Annotated in this window: 11 protein-coding genes, 4 tRNA genes and 1 pseudogene; 12 read left to right on the top strand and 4 right to left on the bottom strand. The window is 62.3% G+C overall.

Annotated features, from left to right (window positions below):
- The first annotated feature begins 5 nt into the window (after positions 1–5).
- Genes AC3RCP_RS27580 through thiO form a run of 4 tightly spaced genes read left to right on the top strand, consistent with a single transcriptional unit; the run spans position 6 to position 5,119 of the window.
- Positions 6–482 carry a pilus assembly PilX family protein gene (locus AC3RCP_RS27580; protein WP_256593442.1) on the top strand — a complete coding sequence of 159 codons (477 nt, stop codon included), beginning with the start codon at positions 6–8 and terminating at the stop codon, positions 480–482.
- A complete protein-coding gene (locus tag AC3RCP_RS27575; protein ID WP_492571852.1) occupies positions 469–3,549 on the top strand; it encodes a pilus assembly protein in 3,081 nt (1,026 codons plus the stop codon). The genes AC3RCP_RS27580 and AC3RCP_RS27575 overlap by 14 nt, the downstream gene beginning before the upstream one ends.
- Positions 3,550–3,562: 13 nt before the next feature.
- Positions 3,563–3,964, top strand: coding sequence for a type IV pilin protein (locus tag AC3RCP_RS27570; RefSeq protein ID WP_007924724.1), 402 nt, complete (start codon positions 3,563–3,565; stop codon positions 3,962–3,964).
- Positions 3,965–4,018: 54 nt separating this feature from the next.
- Positions 4,019–5,119 carry a glycine oxidase ThiO gene (gene thiO, locus AC3RCP_RS27565; protein ID WP_492571851.1) on the top strand — a complete coding sequence of 367 codons (1,101 nt, stop codon included), beginning with the start codon at positions 4,019–4,021 and terminating at the stop codon, positions 5,117–5,119.
- Here thiO and AC3RCP_RS27560 read toward each other — a convergent pair.
- The 3 genes from AC3RCP_RS27560 to AC3RCP_RS27550 all read right to left on the bottom strand — a co-directional run bounded on the left by AC3RCP_RS27560 (position 5,116) and on the right by AC3RCP_RS27550 (position 8,116).
- The gene (locus tag AC3RCP_RS27560) at positions 5,116–6,444 is read right to left on the bottom strand and encodes a sigma-54-dependent transcriptional regulator (protein WP_492571850.1); all 1,329 of its coding nucleotides are present in this window, start codon (positions 6,442–6,444) and stop codon (positions 5,116–5,118) included. The genes thiO and AC3RCP_RS27560 overlap by 4 nt on opposite strands.
- Positions 6,445–6,725: 281 nt before the next feature.
- Positions 6,726–6,959, bottom strand: coding sequence for a PP0621 family protein (locus AC3RCP_RS27555; RefSeq protein ID WP_007924721.1), 234 nt, complete (start codon positions 6,957–6,959; stop codon positions 6,726–6,728).
- 134 nt (positions 6,960–7,093) lie between these two features.
- Positions 7,094–8,116 carry an outer membrane protein assembly factor BamD gene (locus tag AC3RCP_RS27550; protein WP_007924720.1) on the bottom strand — a complete coding sequence of 341 codons (1,023 nt, stop codon included), beginning with the start codon at positions 8,114–8,116 and terminating at the stop codon, positions 7,094–7,096.
- Positions 8,117–8,268: 152 nt separating this feature from the next.
- Between AC3RCP_RS27550 and rluD the strand changes: the two genes are divergently transcribed.
- The 8 genes and pseudogenes from rluD to AC3RCP_RS27510 form a co-directional block, all read left to right on the top strand.
- Positions 8,269–9,231 carry a 23S rRNA pseudouridine(1911/1915/1917) synthase RluD gene (gene rluD, locus AC3RCP_RS27545; protein WP_007924719.1) on the top strand — a complete coding sequence of 321 codons (963 nt, stop codon included), beginning with the start codon at positions 8,269–8,271 and terminating at the stop codon, positions 9,229–9,231.
- Positions 9,228–9,953, top strand: a complete 726-nt coding sequence (gene pgeF / locus AC3RCP_RS27540) for a peptidoglycan editing factor PgeF (protein ID WP_492571849.1) — start codon at positions 9,228–9,230, stop codon at positions 9,951–9,953. The genes rluD and pgeF overlap by 4 nt, the downstream gene beginning before the upstream one ends.
- Positions 9,954–10,083: 130 nt before the next feature.
- Positions 10,084–12,648, top strand: a complete 2,565-nt coding sequence (gene clpB / locus AC3RCP_RS27535) for an ATP-dependent chaperone ClpB (protein ID WP_320448738.1) — start codon at positions 10,084–10,086, stop codon at positions 12,646–12,648.
- A gap of 315 nt (positions 12,649–12,963) precedes the next feature.
- A tRNA-Asn gene (locus tag AC3RCP_RS27530) sits at positions 12,964–13,039 on the top strand.
- 9 nt (positions 13,040–13,048) lie between these two features.
- Positions 13,049–13,125: transfer RNA gene (locus AC3RCP_RS27525), tRNA-Pro, on the top strand.
- Between the two features lie 5 nt (positions 13,126–13,130).
- Positions 13,131–13,206, top strand: a tRNA-Lys gene (locus tag AC3RCP_RS27520).
- A gap of 93 nt (positions 13,207–13,299) precedes the next feature.
- A tRNA-Pro gene (locus AC3RCP_RS27515) sits at positions 13,300–13,376 on the top strand.
- Positions 13,377–13,534: 158 nt separating this feature from the next.
- Positions 13,535–13,671, top strand: a pseudogene (locus AC3RCP_RS27510) (IS3 family transposase); the annotation flags it as partial.
- A gap of 312 nt (positions 13,672–13,983) precedes the next feature.
- Here AC3RCP_RS27510 and AC3RCP_RS27505 read toward each other — a convergent pair.
- On the bottom strand, positions 13,984–16,476 hold the full coding sequence (locus tag AC3RCP_RS27505) for a fimbria/pilus outer membrane usher protein (protein ID WP_492571952.1): 2,493 nt from the start codon (positions 16,474–16,476) through the stop codon (positions 13,984–13,986).
- Between the last annotated feature and the right edge of the window lie 80 nt (positions 16,477–16,556).

Raw genomic sequence — 16,556 nt, 5'->3', positions numbered from 1 at the left:
TGCCGATGACTTCGTATCGAACGGCTCCCGGGGCGCAGCGCGGCATGGCGCTGTTGATGAGTCTGGTGTTCCTGTTGCTGCTGACCTTGATCGGCATTTCGTCGATGCAGAACGCGACCTTGCAGGAAAAGATGGCCGGCGGCCTGTGGCTGCGCAATCAGTCGTTCCAGGCGGCGGAGATGGCCTTGCGCATCGGTGAGAGCGCGGTGCAGCAGGACAGTTATGTATTGGCAGCCTGTAGCGGCGGCCACTGCGCGCCGCCCGGCGAGTCCGCGGCTGTCAGCGCCGCGGGCCACAACAGCCATTCGGGCGTGACCTGGATCGCCACCGGTAACGGATTTTACGCTGTACAGAACCTCGGTACGACGCTGGGGGCAGTCCATGTGCCGAGCAACACTTCCGCGACCCTGTACCGGGTGACCGCTGTCGGGCTGGCCGGCCACTCGCGCAGCGTGCTGGAGAGCATTTATGCCAAGTATTGAAAGGCCTGGGGGATTGCTGGCTGGCGCTTTGCTGGGCCTCTATCTGAGTGCCCCGGCCTATGGCTTCAGCCCGGCGCAGGCACCTTTGGCGAACGCGGCGGCGGTGGCACCGAATGTGATGCTGCTGCTCGACGATTCGCAGAGCATGAACAGCGTCGTCTATGCCCCGGGCTTCGATCCCGGGCTGGCGCGGGCGCCGGTCAGGCCGTGCCGGATGCAGGCGGGCGAATGCCTGGCCGGAGCCAGTCCGAGCGCGGATTCGCTTGCTCTCTCAACGCTGAGCCAGGCGGGCTGCGCCAGCGGTTATGTCGGTTTCTACCGCGACCATGCCCGGGCACAGTGCCTCAAGCTGCCTGATCCCGCGGGGAACGGCCGCACCCGTTATTCGGCTGCCTATTTGGCTTACCTGCTGGCCCTGGCCGACGGTCGCGATCGGGATTTCACCGATGGCTCGATTCCCGTTCAAGACCGGATGACCCTGGTGCGTGAGGCCGCCAGCAAGCTGGTGGCTGACAACCGCGCGCTGCGCATTGGCCTGGCGAGCTTCAACCCGCCAGCGGGCGGCGATCTGGCGCCGGGTGGGCGTATCGTGCGCGCCATCAGCGATCTGGCTCCGGTCGGCGATCAGGTCAGCCGGGCTCAGGCTGACGACAATTACCGGGTATTGCTGTCCGCCATCGGCGGGCTCAGGGCCTCGGCCGAGGCGCCGCTGGCGGAAACCTATTACGAGATCAGCCGTTATTTTCGGGGGCTGACGCCTTACTACAACAGCACGCCCTCTACCTATGGCAGCCCGATCCAGTATCGCTGCCAGCGCAATTACGGCCTGGTGGTGACCGATGGCCTGCCCAGTTACGACCACAGTTTTCCCTCCCGTGAACCCCAGGGGGCGAGCAGCCTGCCAGATTGGGATGGGGTGCCCAATGACGGCATTAATCCTGGTGGCAACGAGGAGGGCAGCAGTCTGTATCTGGATGACATCGCCAAGCTGGCGGTGGATATCGACATGCGCGCGGCAGGCATGGATATCGCGGGGAAAAGCTGGGATTCGGCGGGCTTCGCGCAACAGCACATGAACACTTACACCATCGGTCTCAACGCGCAGTACCCCATGCTGCTGGATGCGGCGAACTATGGCCGGGGCAAGTTCTACCCGGTGACCGACAAGGCGGGGCTCGACGCCGCGCTGGCCTCGGCCCTGGGCGAGGTTTCGGCTTCCGCCGCCCAGGCGGGCAGCGCCACGGCGGGGGCCGCCGGGCTGGCCAGCGGTTCGAGTTATTTCCAGGCGTCTTATGACCCCGTCGATTGGCACGGCACCATCAGGGCGTATGGCATCAGCCCCGCTGGTGCGGTCGACACCCGTACGCCGCTGTGGAGCACGGACTCGACCCTGGTTGCCGATGCGTCGCCGGGGATCTTCCAGACCTGGAACAGTGCCTCCCGAACCGCCGTTGCCTTGCGCCATGACCAATTGTCCGGCGCGCAGCAGGCCGCGCTCGCCCAGAACCTGCCGCCCGGCACCACCGCGGCCGATCTACTGGCCTGGAGCCAGGGGAGTAACCGGGCTGGGCTCAAGGTGCGTACCCGCCTGCTGGGGGACATCGTCAACTCGCCGCTGGTCATGGCGGCGCCGACCGCGCAGGACGCCGCCGACCTGCAGGGCGACAGCGACTACAGCGACTACAGCGCCTACCTGGCGAGCAAGGCCCAAGGCATGACCCCGAGCCTGTTGGTCAACGCCAATGATGGCCTGCTTTCGCTGATCGACCCTGAGAATGGCCGGCGCCGCTACGCCTATATGCCCTCCAGTGCCTTGCCGCTGCTGCATCACATCGCCGACCCCGGCTATGTCAACGGGGAGCGTCACCGATTTTTGGCCGATGGCCCGGTGGCGGTCTTCGATGCCCAACTCGGCACGGCCTGGGCAACCCTGGCGCTGGCGGGCACCGGGGCCGGCGGCAAGGTGTTTTACGCAGTGCAGCTGTATGGCCAGGCCGGCAATACGCCTCAGGCGCTGTGGGAAATCGCCGCGCCTGAGGTTGCCGATAACAGCCACCCGTTCAATGACCTGGGTTATGCCTACGCCCGCCCGGAAGTGGCACGCTTGGCCGACGGGCGCTGGGCGGCCTTTGTCGGCAATGGCTATGGCAGCCATTCCGGGGTCGCCGCCCTGTATGTGGTGGATATTCGCGATGGCTCGCTGATCAGGAAAATCCCGGTCGATGGCAATGGGCAGGAGAACGGCCTGTCCTCGGTGAAGGTTCGGGTGGACAGCCAGAATGTGGTCCAGGCGGCCTATGGCGGCGATCTCCAGGGCCATCTGTGGAAGTTCGATTTGAGCGGTTCGGCGCCGGACAGCTGGGGCCCGGCCTTTGGTGGTGCTCCGTTGTTCAGCGCTCCGGGTGGCGCGAGCCAGCCGATCACCGCGCAGCCGTTGCTGGTGGATCATCCCGAGGGCGGCAAGCTGGTGCTGTTCGGCACCGGCAAGCTCAGCGAGCTGGCCGACAAACGCAGCAAGGATGCCCAGGGCTTTTACGCGGTCTGGGATGCCCCGGCTGGTACGGGCAGCATCACCGTGGCTGACCTGCAGGCGCAAGCGATCACCGGGCTGTTTGCCGGTAGCGCGGGCTCCTATATCACCAGCACCCAGGCGGATGTCAGTTATCCGGCCGAGCAGGGCTGGTACCTGCCGCTGGGGGAGGCGTCCAGCGGCGAGCGGGTCATCAATCAGGCCACGTTGGTGGCGGGTCGCATTGTCTTCAGCACTGCTGCTGTCGAGGCGGGCGACCCTTGTTCCAGCGCCAGCAACGGCAAATTGGTCGAGCTGGACGCATTCAGCGGTAAGATGCAGGGCGACGCGGTGCTCGACACCAATGGCGATGAAGTGGTCGATGGTCTGGACACGCCTTCCAGCGGCGTCATCTTTACCGGCGGCATTCCTGCGTTGAGCGCTGTCCTTAACCGCGCTACCCGCAAAATCGTCAGCGATTCCGGCGGCGGTATCGCCTCCCTGGTCGAGAAGCCGGGTGGTGGCAGCCGCCGCATCATGTGGCGACAAATACAGTAAGTGAGAGTGAGGCATGCGTAGATCCAACCAAGGTTTTACCCTGATCGAAATCATGATCGTGATTGCGATCATCGGGCTCGTCGTCACCCTGAGCCTGCCCAGCATCACCGAGTACGTGAAGAAAACCCATCGCACGCAAATCGCCGGCCTGCTGTCGGAACAGGCGCAGAGCCTCGAGCGGTTTCATTCCAAGGGCGGTGTCTACAGCAACGCTCCGGGCCTCAGCGCCGGCAACGACGACTACAGCATCACGCCAGTCCTGGCCGACCAGAGCTTTACCCTGACCGCGACGCCGAAAACCGAGAGCATGATGGCCGGCGACAAGTGCGGCGAGTTCACCCTTAGCCACACCGGTGCCATGGGCAACAACAATATGGCCGACGGGGTGACCAGCAAGGATTGCTGGGGGCGCTGAACAATCTTCTCGGACGCTGGCGGCGCCCGGTGTTTTCATTTCCTGGACTGGACTATGGCAAAGCAACAGCAAGTGGTGATTGTCGGCGGTGGAGTGATCGGCCTGCTGACCGCGTTCAATCTGGCGTCCGCCGGGCAGCAGGTGGTGCTGCTCGAACGCTCGAATGTCGGCCAGGAATCCTCCTGGGCCGGCGGCGGGATCGTCTCGCCGCTGTACCCCTGGCGCTACAGCCCGGCGGTCACCGCGCTGGCGCATTGGTCGCAGGATTTTTATCCACAGCTGGCCGAACGCCTGTTTGCCACGACCGGTGTCGATCCCGAAGTGCACACCACCGGCCTGTACTGGCTGGACCTCGACGACGAGGCCGAAGCGCTGGCCTGGGCCCGGCGGGAACAGCGGCCATTGAGCGCTGTGGATATCTCGGTGGCTCATGACGCGGTGCCGGTGCTGGGCGGCGGTTTTTCGCGGGCGATCTACATGGCCGACGTGGCCAACGTGCGCAATCCGCGCCTGGTCAAATCGCTGAAGGCCGCCCTGTCGGCGTTGCCAGCGGTGACCCTTCACGAGCACTGCGAAGTCAGCGGGTTTATCCGCGAAGGTGAGCGAGTGCTCGGGGTGCAGACCTCCCTGGGCGAAATCCGTGGCGATCAGGTGGTGCTGGCGGCAGGGGCCTGGAGCGGCGAATTGCTCAAGAGCCTGGGGTTGGCGTTGCCGGTGGAGCCGGTCAAAGGCCAGATGATCCTCTACAAGTGCGCCTCGGACTTTCTTTCCTGCATGGTCCTGGCCAAGGGGCGTTACGCGATTCCCCGGCGCGACGGCCACATCTTGATCGGCAGTACCCTGGAGCATGAAGGCTTCGACAAGACCCCGACCTCGTCGGCCCTGGAAAGCCTGAAGGCTTCGGCCATCGAGTTGATCCCGGCGCTGGCGCAGGCCGAGGTGGTGGGGCATTGGGCGGGGCTGCGTCCGGGTTCGCCCGAGGGCATTCCCTATATCGGCCCGGTGCCGGGGCTGGCGGGGCTGTGGTTGAACTGCGGGCACTACCGCAACGGTCTGGTCCTGGCGCCAGCGTCCTGCCAGCTGTTCGCCGACCTGATGCTGGGCCGGGAGCCGATCATCGACCCGGCGCCTTATGCGCCCAGTGGGCGAATTTAATCCAGGCCGAGTTTCTTCAGCCGGTAGCGCATCGAACGAAACGACAGGCTCAAGCGCTGGGCCGCCGCCGTGCGGTTCCAGCGGGTGTGCTCCAGGGCCTGGAGGATCAGCCGGCGCTCGACTTCTTGCAGATGTTTCTCAAGGTTGATCACCTGTGCCGGTCCGGGCGTGATGGCCGGGTGGGCGCCGTTGGGCGTCAGGCGCAGGTCGCGTGCTTCGATCCGCCGGTTCTCGCACAGGGTGTGCGCCCGTTCGAGCAGGTTCTCCAGTTCGCGCACGTTACCGGGAAAGTCGTAGCCCTGGAGTGCCAGCAACGCGCTTGGCTGAAGCCGTGTCAGTTGTTGGCCGTTACCCTGCGCCAGGCGCTCGAGGATGGCGGTGGTCAAGGGTTCGATATCGGCCTTGCGCGCCCGTAGCGCTGGCACCGGCAGTTCGATCACGTTCAGGCGGTAGTAGAGATCCTGGCGAAAGCGCCCGGCATGCACTTCCGCCTGCAGCGCCTTGTGGGTGGCGCAGAGAATGCGCACATCGACCTGGACTTCCTGCTGTTCGCCGACGCAACGTATCGCCTTCTCCTGCAGTGCGCGGAGCAATTTGACCTGCATTGCCAGCGGCAGATCGGCCACCTCATCGAGAAACAGCGTGCCGCCGTGTGCCGCCTGGAACAGACCGGGCTTGTCTTCGATAGCGCCGCTGAAGCTGCCTTTGCGATGGCCGAAAAACTCGCTCTCCATCAGTTCCGGTGGGATGGCTCCGCAATTGACCGGCACGAAGGCGTGGCTGGCTCGAGGACCCTGGTCGTGGATTGCGCGGGCGACCAGTTCCTTGCCGCTTCCGGACTCTCCGCTGATATAGACCGAGGCCTGGCTCCGGGCCAGTTTGCCGATTTGTCCGCGCAGCTTGTGCATGGCGGCCGAATCGCCGAGCAATGGACCGGTGGCAGGGGGCGGGGGTGTCGATCCGGGCAGGGCACCATTCAGCAGCTCGCGCAAGCGCGCCAGGGCCACGGGTTTGCTCAGGAAGTCGATGGCGCCGGCCTTCAGGGCGTGGATCGCGGTTTCCTGGCGGGCGCAGGTGCTGAGTATGGCCAGCGGCATTCGCAGCTGGCGGCACCGGATATGCTCGAGTAATTCCAGCCCCGTGCCGTCGGGCAAATGCAGGTCGCTCAGGCACAGGTCGAAGCCTTCCCGCGCCAGCCAGTGACGCGCTTCGCCCAGGGTGCGGGCGCTGCGGGTATGGCGTTGCATCCGGCCGAGGCTGATTTCCAGATATTCGCGAATGCCTGGATCGTCATCGACGATCAAGACTTTTTGTCGTGGGCTCATGCCGCTTACTGCTTCATCCGTGAGCGAAAGAGGTGCGAGAGCACCCGCCATCCTGGCGTGTCGTGAAGTCTAGGCAGGCTTGAGGTCGTTGGCCCGCTCAAGGCCGGGCGGTGCGGGGCCGTTTGGTCGGATTCAAGATGACGCGCAGGGTAATAGCCCCGATTTGCCGAGGGTTGCCGGCCGGAAGCGAGGAGAGGAGGGGCGGTGGCTTTTTTGTAGCGAATTATTCAGCGGTGCAAACAACGTGCTTTTGACGTCATCTGCACCGCTGCGGTCGAGGTTCAGCGATCGCGGGAGATCGGACCTTGCTCCAGGTGCGCCTGGCTGCAATACCACTGTTGCTCGAGGCTCAGCGCCCGGTCGCGGGGCAGGTGCACGCCGCAGTGGGCACAACGCACCATGGGCGTGGTGCTGGGTTCGCGGGGCGCAGCGGTGCCGGAGGCGGGCTGCTTGAATTTGCGCCAGAGCCATACCGCAGCGGCAATCAGGGCGATCCAGAACAGTAGACGAAGCATGGTAGCCAGCTATGTGAGTGAGGAACCGGCAGTTTAGCCAAGGTCATGCCGGGCGCACAGTGCAATCAGCGCTGAAATCCACGGACAAAAAAAGGGAGACTCGAAAGTCTCCCTTTTTTGTGACCGCGGCGGTGTCAGTCGAACACGCCGAAGGTCATGTAGCTGAACCACGAGCGGTCGCTGTTGTTGCCTTCGGCTTCATGCTGTTCTTCTTCGACAGCGTCGCCATTGGCGTCTTTAGGCTTGAGCTCGGCCGGAATCGCGTCCTTGGCGTCCTGGTATTGCTTCATCACGTCCTGGTTGGCGCGGGTTTCTCCCGGCGGCAGCGGTGGACGGGACTCGATCAGGCCCAGGGTGGCCTTGCTCAGCCAGGAGCGGTTGTCCGCCTCGGCGACCCGTGGCACGAACTGGCCGTCGACCAGAGTCGGGTGATCGGGGTAGTTGAGCTTCAGGGTTTCCAGGCTGGTGGCGGCCAGTTCGTCCAGGTGCAGACGCTGGTAAGCCTCGGTCATCACCGCCAGGCCATCGGCCACCGACGGGGTTTCCTGGAAGTTTTCCACCACGTAGCGGCCACGGTTGGCGGCGGCTACATAGGCCTGACGGGTCAGGTAGTAGTCGGCCACGTGGATTTCGTAGGAGGCCAGCAGGTTGCGCAGGTAGATCATGCGCTGCTTGGCGTCCGGCGCGTAGCGGCTGTTCGGGAAGCGGCTGGTGAGCTGGGCGAACTCGTTGTAGGAGTCGCGTGCGGCACCCGGGTCACGCTTGGTCATGTCCAGCGGCAGGAAGCGCGCCAGCAGGCCGACGTCCTGGTCGAAGGAGGTCAGGCCCTTGAGGTAGTAGGCGTAGTCCACGTTCGGGTGTTGTGGGTGCAGGCGGATGAAACGCTCGGCGGCGGACTTGGCGGCCTCCGGCTCGGCGTTCTTGTAGTTGGCATAGATCAGTTCGAGCTGTGCCTGATCCGCGTAGCGACCGAACGGATAACGCGACTCCAGGGCCTTGAGCTTGGCTGTGGCGCTGGTATAGCTGTTGTTGTCCAGGTCGGTCTGCGCCTGCTGGTACAGCTCGACCTCGCTCAGGTTTTCGTCAACGACTTCCTTCGATGAGCAAGCAGCGGTCAGTGCGAGGATGGCGATCAGCAGCAGGTGTTTCACTTGCATGGCGGCTTGCGTCCCTATGACGGCCGCTGTCTTGGGCGGGGCCGTCCTGTTATGATGAGCGCCCCGTTGAAAAAGCCTCGGGGCAAAAGACGCCGTATTTAACCACAAGCGCGCAGCCGAAACCAAAGGCTGTGCCGACGCCTAGTCTGAGCATGTCCGATAAAATTGAACTTCGCGCAGAGGTGCCGTCCGAACTGGGCGGCCAACGCCTCGATCAAGTCGCCGCCCAATTATTCGCTGAGCACTCGCGCTCGCGCCTTTCCGCCTGGATCAAAGACGGCCGCCTGACTGTGGATGGAGCGGTTATCCGCCCGCGAGACATTGTCCATGGCGGCGCGGTTCTTGAGCTGACCGCCGAGCAGGAAGCTCAGGGAGAATGGATCGCTCAGGACATCGAACTGGATATCGTCTATGAAGACGACGATATCCTGGTGATCAACAAGCCTGCCGGCCTGGTGGTCCACCCCGCCGCCGGTCACGCCGATGGCACGCTGCTCAATGCCCTGCTGCACCATGTCCCGGACATCATCAACGTGCCGCGTGCCGGCATCGTCCATCGCCTGGACAAGGACACCACCGGTCTGATGGTGGTGGCCAAGACCATCCAGGCGCAGACCCAGCTGGTCGCCCAGTTGCAGAGCCGCAGCGTCAGCCGCATCTATGAATGCATCGTGATCGGCGTGGTCACCGCCGGCGGCAAGATCAACGCCCCGATCGGCCGGCATGGCCAGCAACGCCAGCGCATGGCGGTGATGGAAGGCGGCAAGCCGGCCGTCAGCCACTACCGCGTGCTGGAGCGTTTCCGTTCCCACACCCATGTCCGGGTGAAACTGGAAACCGGGCGGACCCACCAGATCCGTGTGCACATGGCCCATATCAACTACCCGTTGGTCGGCGATCCGGCCTACGGTGGCCGTTTCCGCATTCCGCCCGCCGCGAACCCGACCATGGTCGAGTCTCTCAAGCACTTCCCGCGTCAGGCGCTGCATGCGCGGTTCCTTGAGCTGGATCATCCGACCACCGGCGAGCGCATGAGCTGGGAGTCGCCGCTGCCGGAAGATTTCGTCTGGCTGCTGACCCTGCTCAAACAGGACCGCGAGGCTTTCGTCGGATGAGTGACTGGCTGATTCCTGACTGGCCTGCGCCGGCCGGGGTCAAAGCCTGCGTCACAACCCGTGCGGGCGGCGTCAGCCTGGCGCCGTTCGACAGCCTCAACCTGGGCGATCATGTCGATGACAACCCAGGGGCGGTGGCCGAAAACCGCCGTCGCCTGACCGATCGTTTCTCTATAAAGCCAGCCTGGCTGAAACAGGTTCACGGTATCGATGTGGTCGAGGCGGATCCGTCCGTTGTCGCCACCGCCGATGCCAGCTGGACCGCCACGCCCGGCATTGCCTGTAGCGCCATGACCGCCGATTGCCTGCCAGCGCTGTTCTGCGACCGCGCCGGTACTCGGGTGGCAGCGGCCCATGCCGGTTGGCGCGGGTTGGCGGCCGGGGTGCTGGAAGCGACGCTCGATAGCCTGAAAGTCGCGCCAGAGGATGTACTGGTCTGGCTGGGGCCGGCCATTGGTCCGCAAGCCTTCGAGGTCGGTCCGGAAGTGCGTGAGGCTTTCGTTCGGCACTTGCCACAGACCGAACAGGCCTTTGTACCGAGCCACAACCCCGGCAAGCTCATGGCTGACATATATATGCTGGCCCGCCTGCGCCTGGCGGCATGCGGTGTCACCGTCGTGTATGGCGGCGGTTTCTGTACCGTGAGCGATCCGCGTTTCTATTCCTACCGCCGCAGCCTGCGCACCGGGCGCTTCGCTTCCCTGATCTGGCTGGAACGCTAGACTCTTCTGACCTGTGTCAAGCTCGCAAGGCTTGAATCTTCCAGAATCGACCGCATCTACAGGGGTATCTGGCAGGTTTCTCTATTTAGGTGTGTCCATCGCTCCGACCTGCTCAAAAGGAAGGTGACTAATGCGTATAGACCGATTAACCAGCAAGCTTCAGCTGGCGTTATCCGATTCTCAATCCCTGGCGGTCGGCCTCGACCATCCGGCCATCGAGCCGGCGCACTTGATGCAGGCGCTGCTCGAACAGCAGGGCGGTTCGATCAAGCCGCTGCTGATGCAAGTGGGCTTCGACGTGAACAGCCTGCGCAAGGAACTGAGCAAAGAGCTCGATCACTTGCCAAAAATCCAGAACCCCACCGGCGACGTGAACATGTCGCAGGATCTGGCGCGCCTGCTGAACCAGGCCGATCGCCTGGCACAACAGAAAGGCGACCAGTTCATCTCCAGCGAACTGGTGCTGCTGGCGGCCATGGACGAAAACAGCAAGCTCGGCAAGTTGCTGCTGGGCCAGGGCGTCAGCAAAAAAGCGCTGGAAAACGCCATTAATAACCTGCGTGGTGGCGAGGCGGTGAATGACGCCAACGTCGAGGAGTCGCGTCAGGCCCTGGATAAATACACCGTCGACCTGACCAAGCGCGCCGAAGACGGCAAGCTCGACCCGGTGATCGGCCGTGACGACGAAATCCGCCGGACCATCCAGGTGCTGCAACGTCGGACCAAGAACAACCCGGTGCTGATCGGTGAGCCTGGCGTGGGTAAAACCGCGATTGCCGAAGGCCTGGCTCAACGCATCATCAACGGCGAAGTGCCGGACGGCCTGAAAGGCAAGCGCCTGCTGTCCCTGGACATGGGCGCGCTGATCGCTGGCGCCAAATACCGTGGCGAGTTCGAAGAACGCCTGAAATCCCTGCTCAACGAGCTGTCCAAGCAGGAAGGGCAGATCATTCTGTTCATCGACGAACTGCACACCATGGTCGGCGCCGGTAAAGGCGAAGGTTCGATGGATGCGGGCAACATGCTCAAGCCAGCCCTGGCTCGGGGTGAGCTGCACTGTGTCGGCGCCACCACGCTCAACGAGTACCGCCAATATATAGAGAAGGACGCGGCCCTCGAGCGGCGCTTCCAGAAAGTCCTGGTGGACGAGCCGAGCGAAGAAGACACCATTGCCATCCTGCGCGGCCTGAAAGAGCGTTATGAGGTGCACCACAAGGTGGCGATCACCGATGGCGCGATCATTGCCGCGGCCAAGCTCAGCCATCGCTACATCACCGACCGGCAGTTGCCGGACAAGGCGATCGACCTGATCGACGAAGCCGCCAGCCGTATCCGCATGGAGATCGACTCCAAGCCGGAAGTCCTGGACCGCCTGGAACGGCGCCTGATTCAACTGAAGGTCGAATCCCAGGCCCTGAAGAAAGAAGACGACGAGGCGGCGATCAAGCGCCTGGAGAAGCTCCAGGAGGAAATCACCCGCCTGGAGCGCGAATATGCCGATCTGGAAGAAGTCTGGACCTCGGAGAAAGCTGAAGTGCAGGGTTCGGCGCAGATTCAGCAGAAGATCGAGCAGTCCCGCCAGGAGCTGGAAGCCGCACGCCGCAAAGGCGACCTGAACCGCATGGCCGAGTTGCAGTACGGGGTGATCCCGGACCTGGAGCGCAGCCTGCAGATGGTCGACCAGCATGGCCAAAGCGAGAACCAGCTGTTGCGCAGCAAGGTGACCGAAGAGGAAATCGCCGAAGTCGTGTCCAAGTGGACCGGTATTCCGGTGTCGAAGATGCTCGAAGGCGAGCGCGACAAGCTGCTGAAGATGGAAAGCCTGCTGCACCAGCGTGTCATTGGCCAGGACGAAGCCGTGGTGGCGGTAGCCAACGCAGTGCGGCGTTCTCGCGCCGGGTTGTCCGATCCGAACCGGCCAAGTGGTTCGTTCATGTTCCTCGGCCCGACCGGTGTGGGTAAGACCGAGTTGTGCAAGGCGTTGGCCGAATTCCTTTTCGATACCGAAGAGGCGATGGTGCGAATAGATATGTCCGAGTTCATGGAGAAACACTCTGTGGCTCGGTTGATTGGTGCGCCTCCAGGCTACGTCGGCTACGAGGAGGGCGGTTACCTGACCGAGGCGGTGCGGCGCAAGCCTTATTCGGTGATCCTGCTGGACGAGGTCGAGAAGGCCCATCCGGACGTGTTCAACATCCTGCTGCAGGTGCTGGAAGACGGCCGCCTGACGGACAGCCACGGGCGTACCGTGGACTTCCGTAATACGGTGATCGTCATGACCTCCAACCTGGGCTCGGCGCAGATCCAGGAGCTGGTGGGGGATCGCGAAGCACAGCGGGCGGCGGTGATGGATGCGGTGTCGACCCATTTCCGTCCGGAGTTCATCAACCGGATCGACGAAGTGGTGATCTTCGAGCCATTGGCCCGGGATCAGATCGCCGGCATCACCGAGATCCAGCTGGGACGCCTGCGCAGCCGCCTGGCCGAGCGCGAGCTCAAGCTGGAGCTGAGTGGCGAGGCCTTGGACAAACTGATTGCCGTGGGTTACGACCCAGTCTATGGCGCGCGTCCGCTGAAACGGGCGATCCAGCGCTGGATCGAGAACCCATTGGCACAGTTGATTCTGTCCGGCAGTTTCCTGCCGGGGGCCACTGTGACGGCCAAGGTGGAAAACGACGAAATCGTCTTCGCCTGAGCCCGATAGGGCGTCGTTGTGAAGGAGGCCTCGCATTGCGAGGCCTTTTTTTGCATAGGGCGTTGAACTGTAAGGCAAAGGCTTGTAAAGTGCGCCCCGCAGTACGTCGCCCCAAGGCTTTTTCCTCCCCGAGGAAAAAACTGAAATAAGTTGCAAATCATTGTCTTGAAAGCAATTTAGGGGGTTGACAGAGGTTTTTAAGATTGTAGAATAGCGCGCCTCAGAGACATGAACGTAGCGATACGGACCAGGTCGACGAGGAGGCTTCTAGAAATAAAAGCCTGCTGTAAAGGTTGTAAAATTGAAATGTTCAGTTCCGTGATAGCTCAGTCGGTAGAGCAAATGACTGTTAATCATTGGGTCCCAGGTTCGAGTCCTGGTCACGGAGCCAATTTCAAGCCGGGGTATAGCGCAGTCCGGTAGCGCGCCTGCTTTGGGAGCAGGATGTCAGGAGTTCGAATCCCCTTACCCCGACCATATTTGGGTCGTTAGCTCAGTTGGTAGAGCAGTTGGCTTTTAACCAATTGGTCGTAGGTTCGAATCCCACACGACCCACCATTTTTGAAACCAGTTCGCTGGAATCGAATCTTAAGATCAGACGCCAAAAGCTCTGTTCGCAGAAGGCGCCTTTAAAAGGTGCCTTTTTTTTACCGGGGTATAGCGCAGTCCGGTAGCGCGCCTGCTTTGGGAGCAGGATGTCAGGAGTTCGAATCCCCTTACCCCGACCATATTAAAAATCCTCGTATCGACAGATACGGGGATTTTTTTTGCCCGGAATTCGGCGTCAGTTGTATCTGCCCCTTCCTGAATAAGGTTTACGCCTTCTGATCTCTTCTCAGGAGGGCGTAATGGAAGCGGGAAAAGGCGCAGTCAGTGAGGCGACACGCTGACTTTTAAATCGTTGGTCGCCGACCAAGTTGAAAAGGCGAGCTGAGTCATAAAGAGGCTCAGGCGCGCTGCGGCATTCAAGGCAAGACGACCGTTCTGATGTGGCTCCGCAAGCATGGTCGGCAGGATTGGAGCGCAGGCGCACATATTGGCTCGCTGAAGATAGTTTCATGCCTTGGGCGTGAAGTAAAAAAGCTCCGATAATTCGGGGCTTTTTTGGGGGGAGATTTGGGTTGTCCACTGTCGTTCAGTGCGTATCCCTTTGCCGGCCCTCGTTTCGCTGCCATTCACTGTCTGGCGGGCATATTCGATATAGATGAGGTGAGTAGGGGGATGTGCTGGCTGGGAGCGCTAGCTTGGCCAGGCTCGTGCCAATAAACGCAATGTGGGAGTGAACAGCTTATGTCTCTGTGGCCAGCCCCTCGTTGCGAGGGGCGTTTACAGTGCTCACAAGACCCGGCAAAGGCCATCCACGCGCTCGTAAGCCAGTTCCTTGTTTGTGGGCGGTAGCTTGTAGTCCACCATGCAGCTGCCTTCGGCCCAGCGAATCTCCAGCCGGCCCTGGTCGGGAACGCCAAAGACCAGCAGGCGCGACAGGTTGTCGACCATGCCCAGGGGCTTGCCTTGTTCGTCGTAGCCTTGGGCGCCGAAGGGGATTGGATCGCCCTTGTCCGCGCGCAGGACGAATTGCAGGCGACGACCGGTTTGTGCGGTATAGGTGGCCTTGACGATGGCGCCACGGGTTGGCACCAGCACCTTGGAGGTTTCGTTGATCTCGGTGTCGGTCCCCAGGGTCTGGGTATCCAGGTTCAGCCAGTTGTAGCGATAAGGCTGCATATAGGGCACCACCGCGTAACCCTTGCCATTGGTGCGTACGGCGTTCCAACCGGATACCCCGACGCCGTCGACGTCCGGAACTTCCAGCAAACCGAAAGTCTCGCCAAGCGGCTGGCCGAGGGTAACGCCGCCGCTGTGCACCACCAGCGAGCCAGACGCACCCAGGTCGATATGCTTGTCGTCACGCCCCTGGTTATAGCCACCACGCAGCTTGGCGACGGGGGTATCCCAGTCCAGGCTGGCGCCGGCGGTGCTGCCATTTCTCTTGCTGTGGCCGGCCTGCGCCGAGTAGCTGAGGGTCGCCTGGTCGTCCAGGTAGCCGGACACGTTCGACTGCAGCGAGGAATCACCTTTGCTCGAGCTGATGGCGTTGCTGGAGAGGCGGTGAGAACTACCCCGGCCTCCCAGTGGCATGCTGATACTGGCGGTGAGTTGCGTATCCGAACCACCGCTCATGGGATCGCTCTGGGTACGTGACACCGCCAGGTTGTAGCTGACACTGGCGATGCTGTTGCCATAACCAAATTGCCAGTTGCGCGTGCGGCCCTGCTGATTCCAGTAGTTGGTTTCATCCATGCTGAGGTACAACGAGCCTCGCTGTGACAGGCTCTGGTTCACCCGGAGGTTGATTCGGCTCTTTTGCGCGCTGAAACCGGCACGGTCCTGATACATGAGGTCGTCCACGTGCTGGCTGAAGCTGCGATAGCCTTCGGTGGAATAGCGGTAGCCGGCCATGGTGAAGGTGGTATCGGTAGCGTTCAGCGTCTTGGAGTACAGGAAGCGCGCACTGTGACCCTTGTTGCTCCTGCCGTTCTGGGTCTTCGATTCACTGCTGGTGACGTCGAAGGAAATACCGCCGAGGCTGGAGTTCACGCCCGCGCCAAGGTTGACGGCGCGATAGTCCTGGGCGAGCAGCGCACCGCCATAACCGGTCAGGTTGTCGGTCACGCCGTAGACGGCCGTGCCCTGGGTGAACGACGGCGACGGTTGGTCGGTGGAGCGATATTCACCGGCGGTGACGCTGTAGCGAAGGTTGCCGCGCCGGGTCATGACCGGCTGGTAGGCATAGGACTGCAGATATTCGCGTACCCGGCCATCCGCTTCGATGATCTTGATCTGCAGGTCGCCGTTGGAGCCGCTGGGATAGATGTCGGTGAACTCGAAAGCGCCAGGCGGCACCGACGCGGAATAGATCACGTAGCCGTTTTGCCGTACTTCGACAGTGGCATTGCTTTCGGCGATGCCGCGGATCACGGGTGCGTAGCCGATCTCGTTGTCGGGCAGCATGCCGAGGTCCGAAGCAATCTGTGCACCGCGAAAACGCACGCTGTCGAAGATCTCGCCTGGGGTGTACAGCTCGCCCAGGGAAAGCTTGCCTTTCAGGCGCTGGACGTCGCGCTCCAGATAGTTGCGGTTGCTCTTGAATTCGCTTTTTGTGCCGGTTCCGCCGGTCAGGGCGGATTCGTTGCGAAAGCGCCAGCCGGCGATATTGAAGCCGTTGCGCAGGTTCAGGTTGTGGTAGTCGCTTTTCGTTCCCCGGTTGGTGTTGCGGTTGAAGTTGGCCTGGTAGTCGCTGTAGAAGGCCGTGATGCCTTCGTCCCAAACCGAGGGGTCGACGTAACCGCGGGAATAGCGCTGGACGTATGCCTGCGGAATACTGAACTGCAATGCCAGGTTGGTGGCGTCGAAGTCCACCGCGGCGCCGGCGACCTGGGCGCTGACGTCGAACGGCTGCTCATCCTTGGCGTCCGCGGTGATGAGTCCATCCTGCTGGGCTTTGCCCGCGTTGAGGCCGAGCTCTTTGAGCAGCCCGAGCGAGATGACGGGCTTGATCTGCCCGGAGGCGTCGGCGGCGAAGGTGATTTCCTGGCGCTTGATCAGCACATTGTTCAGGTAAAGGTCGACGCTGTAGGTACCTGGCGGAACGGCGCTGCCTTTCTCAAAAAACTTGAGGTCCACCGGGGCACCCTCCATCTTCAGAAAGGAGTCGGCGAACTCGGCCTCCGCGGCGGACAGCTTCGAGGCCAGTCCCAGTGCCACGAGGCAGGTCGCGCACGCTCGCCGGGCGATCCTGAAACTGAGCTCTCTCTGAAAAATGGGCATGCAGAATCCTTTCGATCATGCATCGGATGCCCGAAGCACTGACCTGAGTAAAAAGTCGGATTAGGTAAAGCGATGCGCTC

The organism is Pseudomonas sp. GW822-FHT05A08, assembly GCF_058800485.1.
This window is presented reverse-complemented; position numbering and strand designations above follow the sequence as displayed.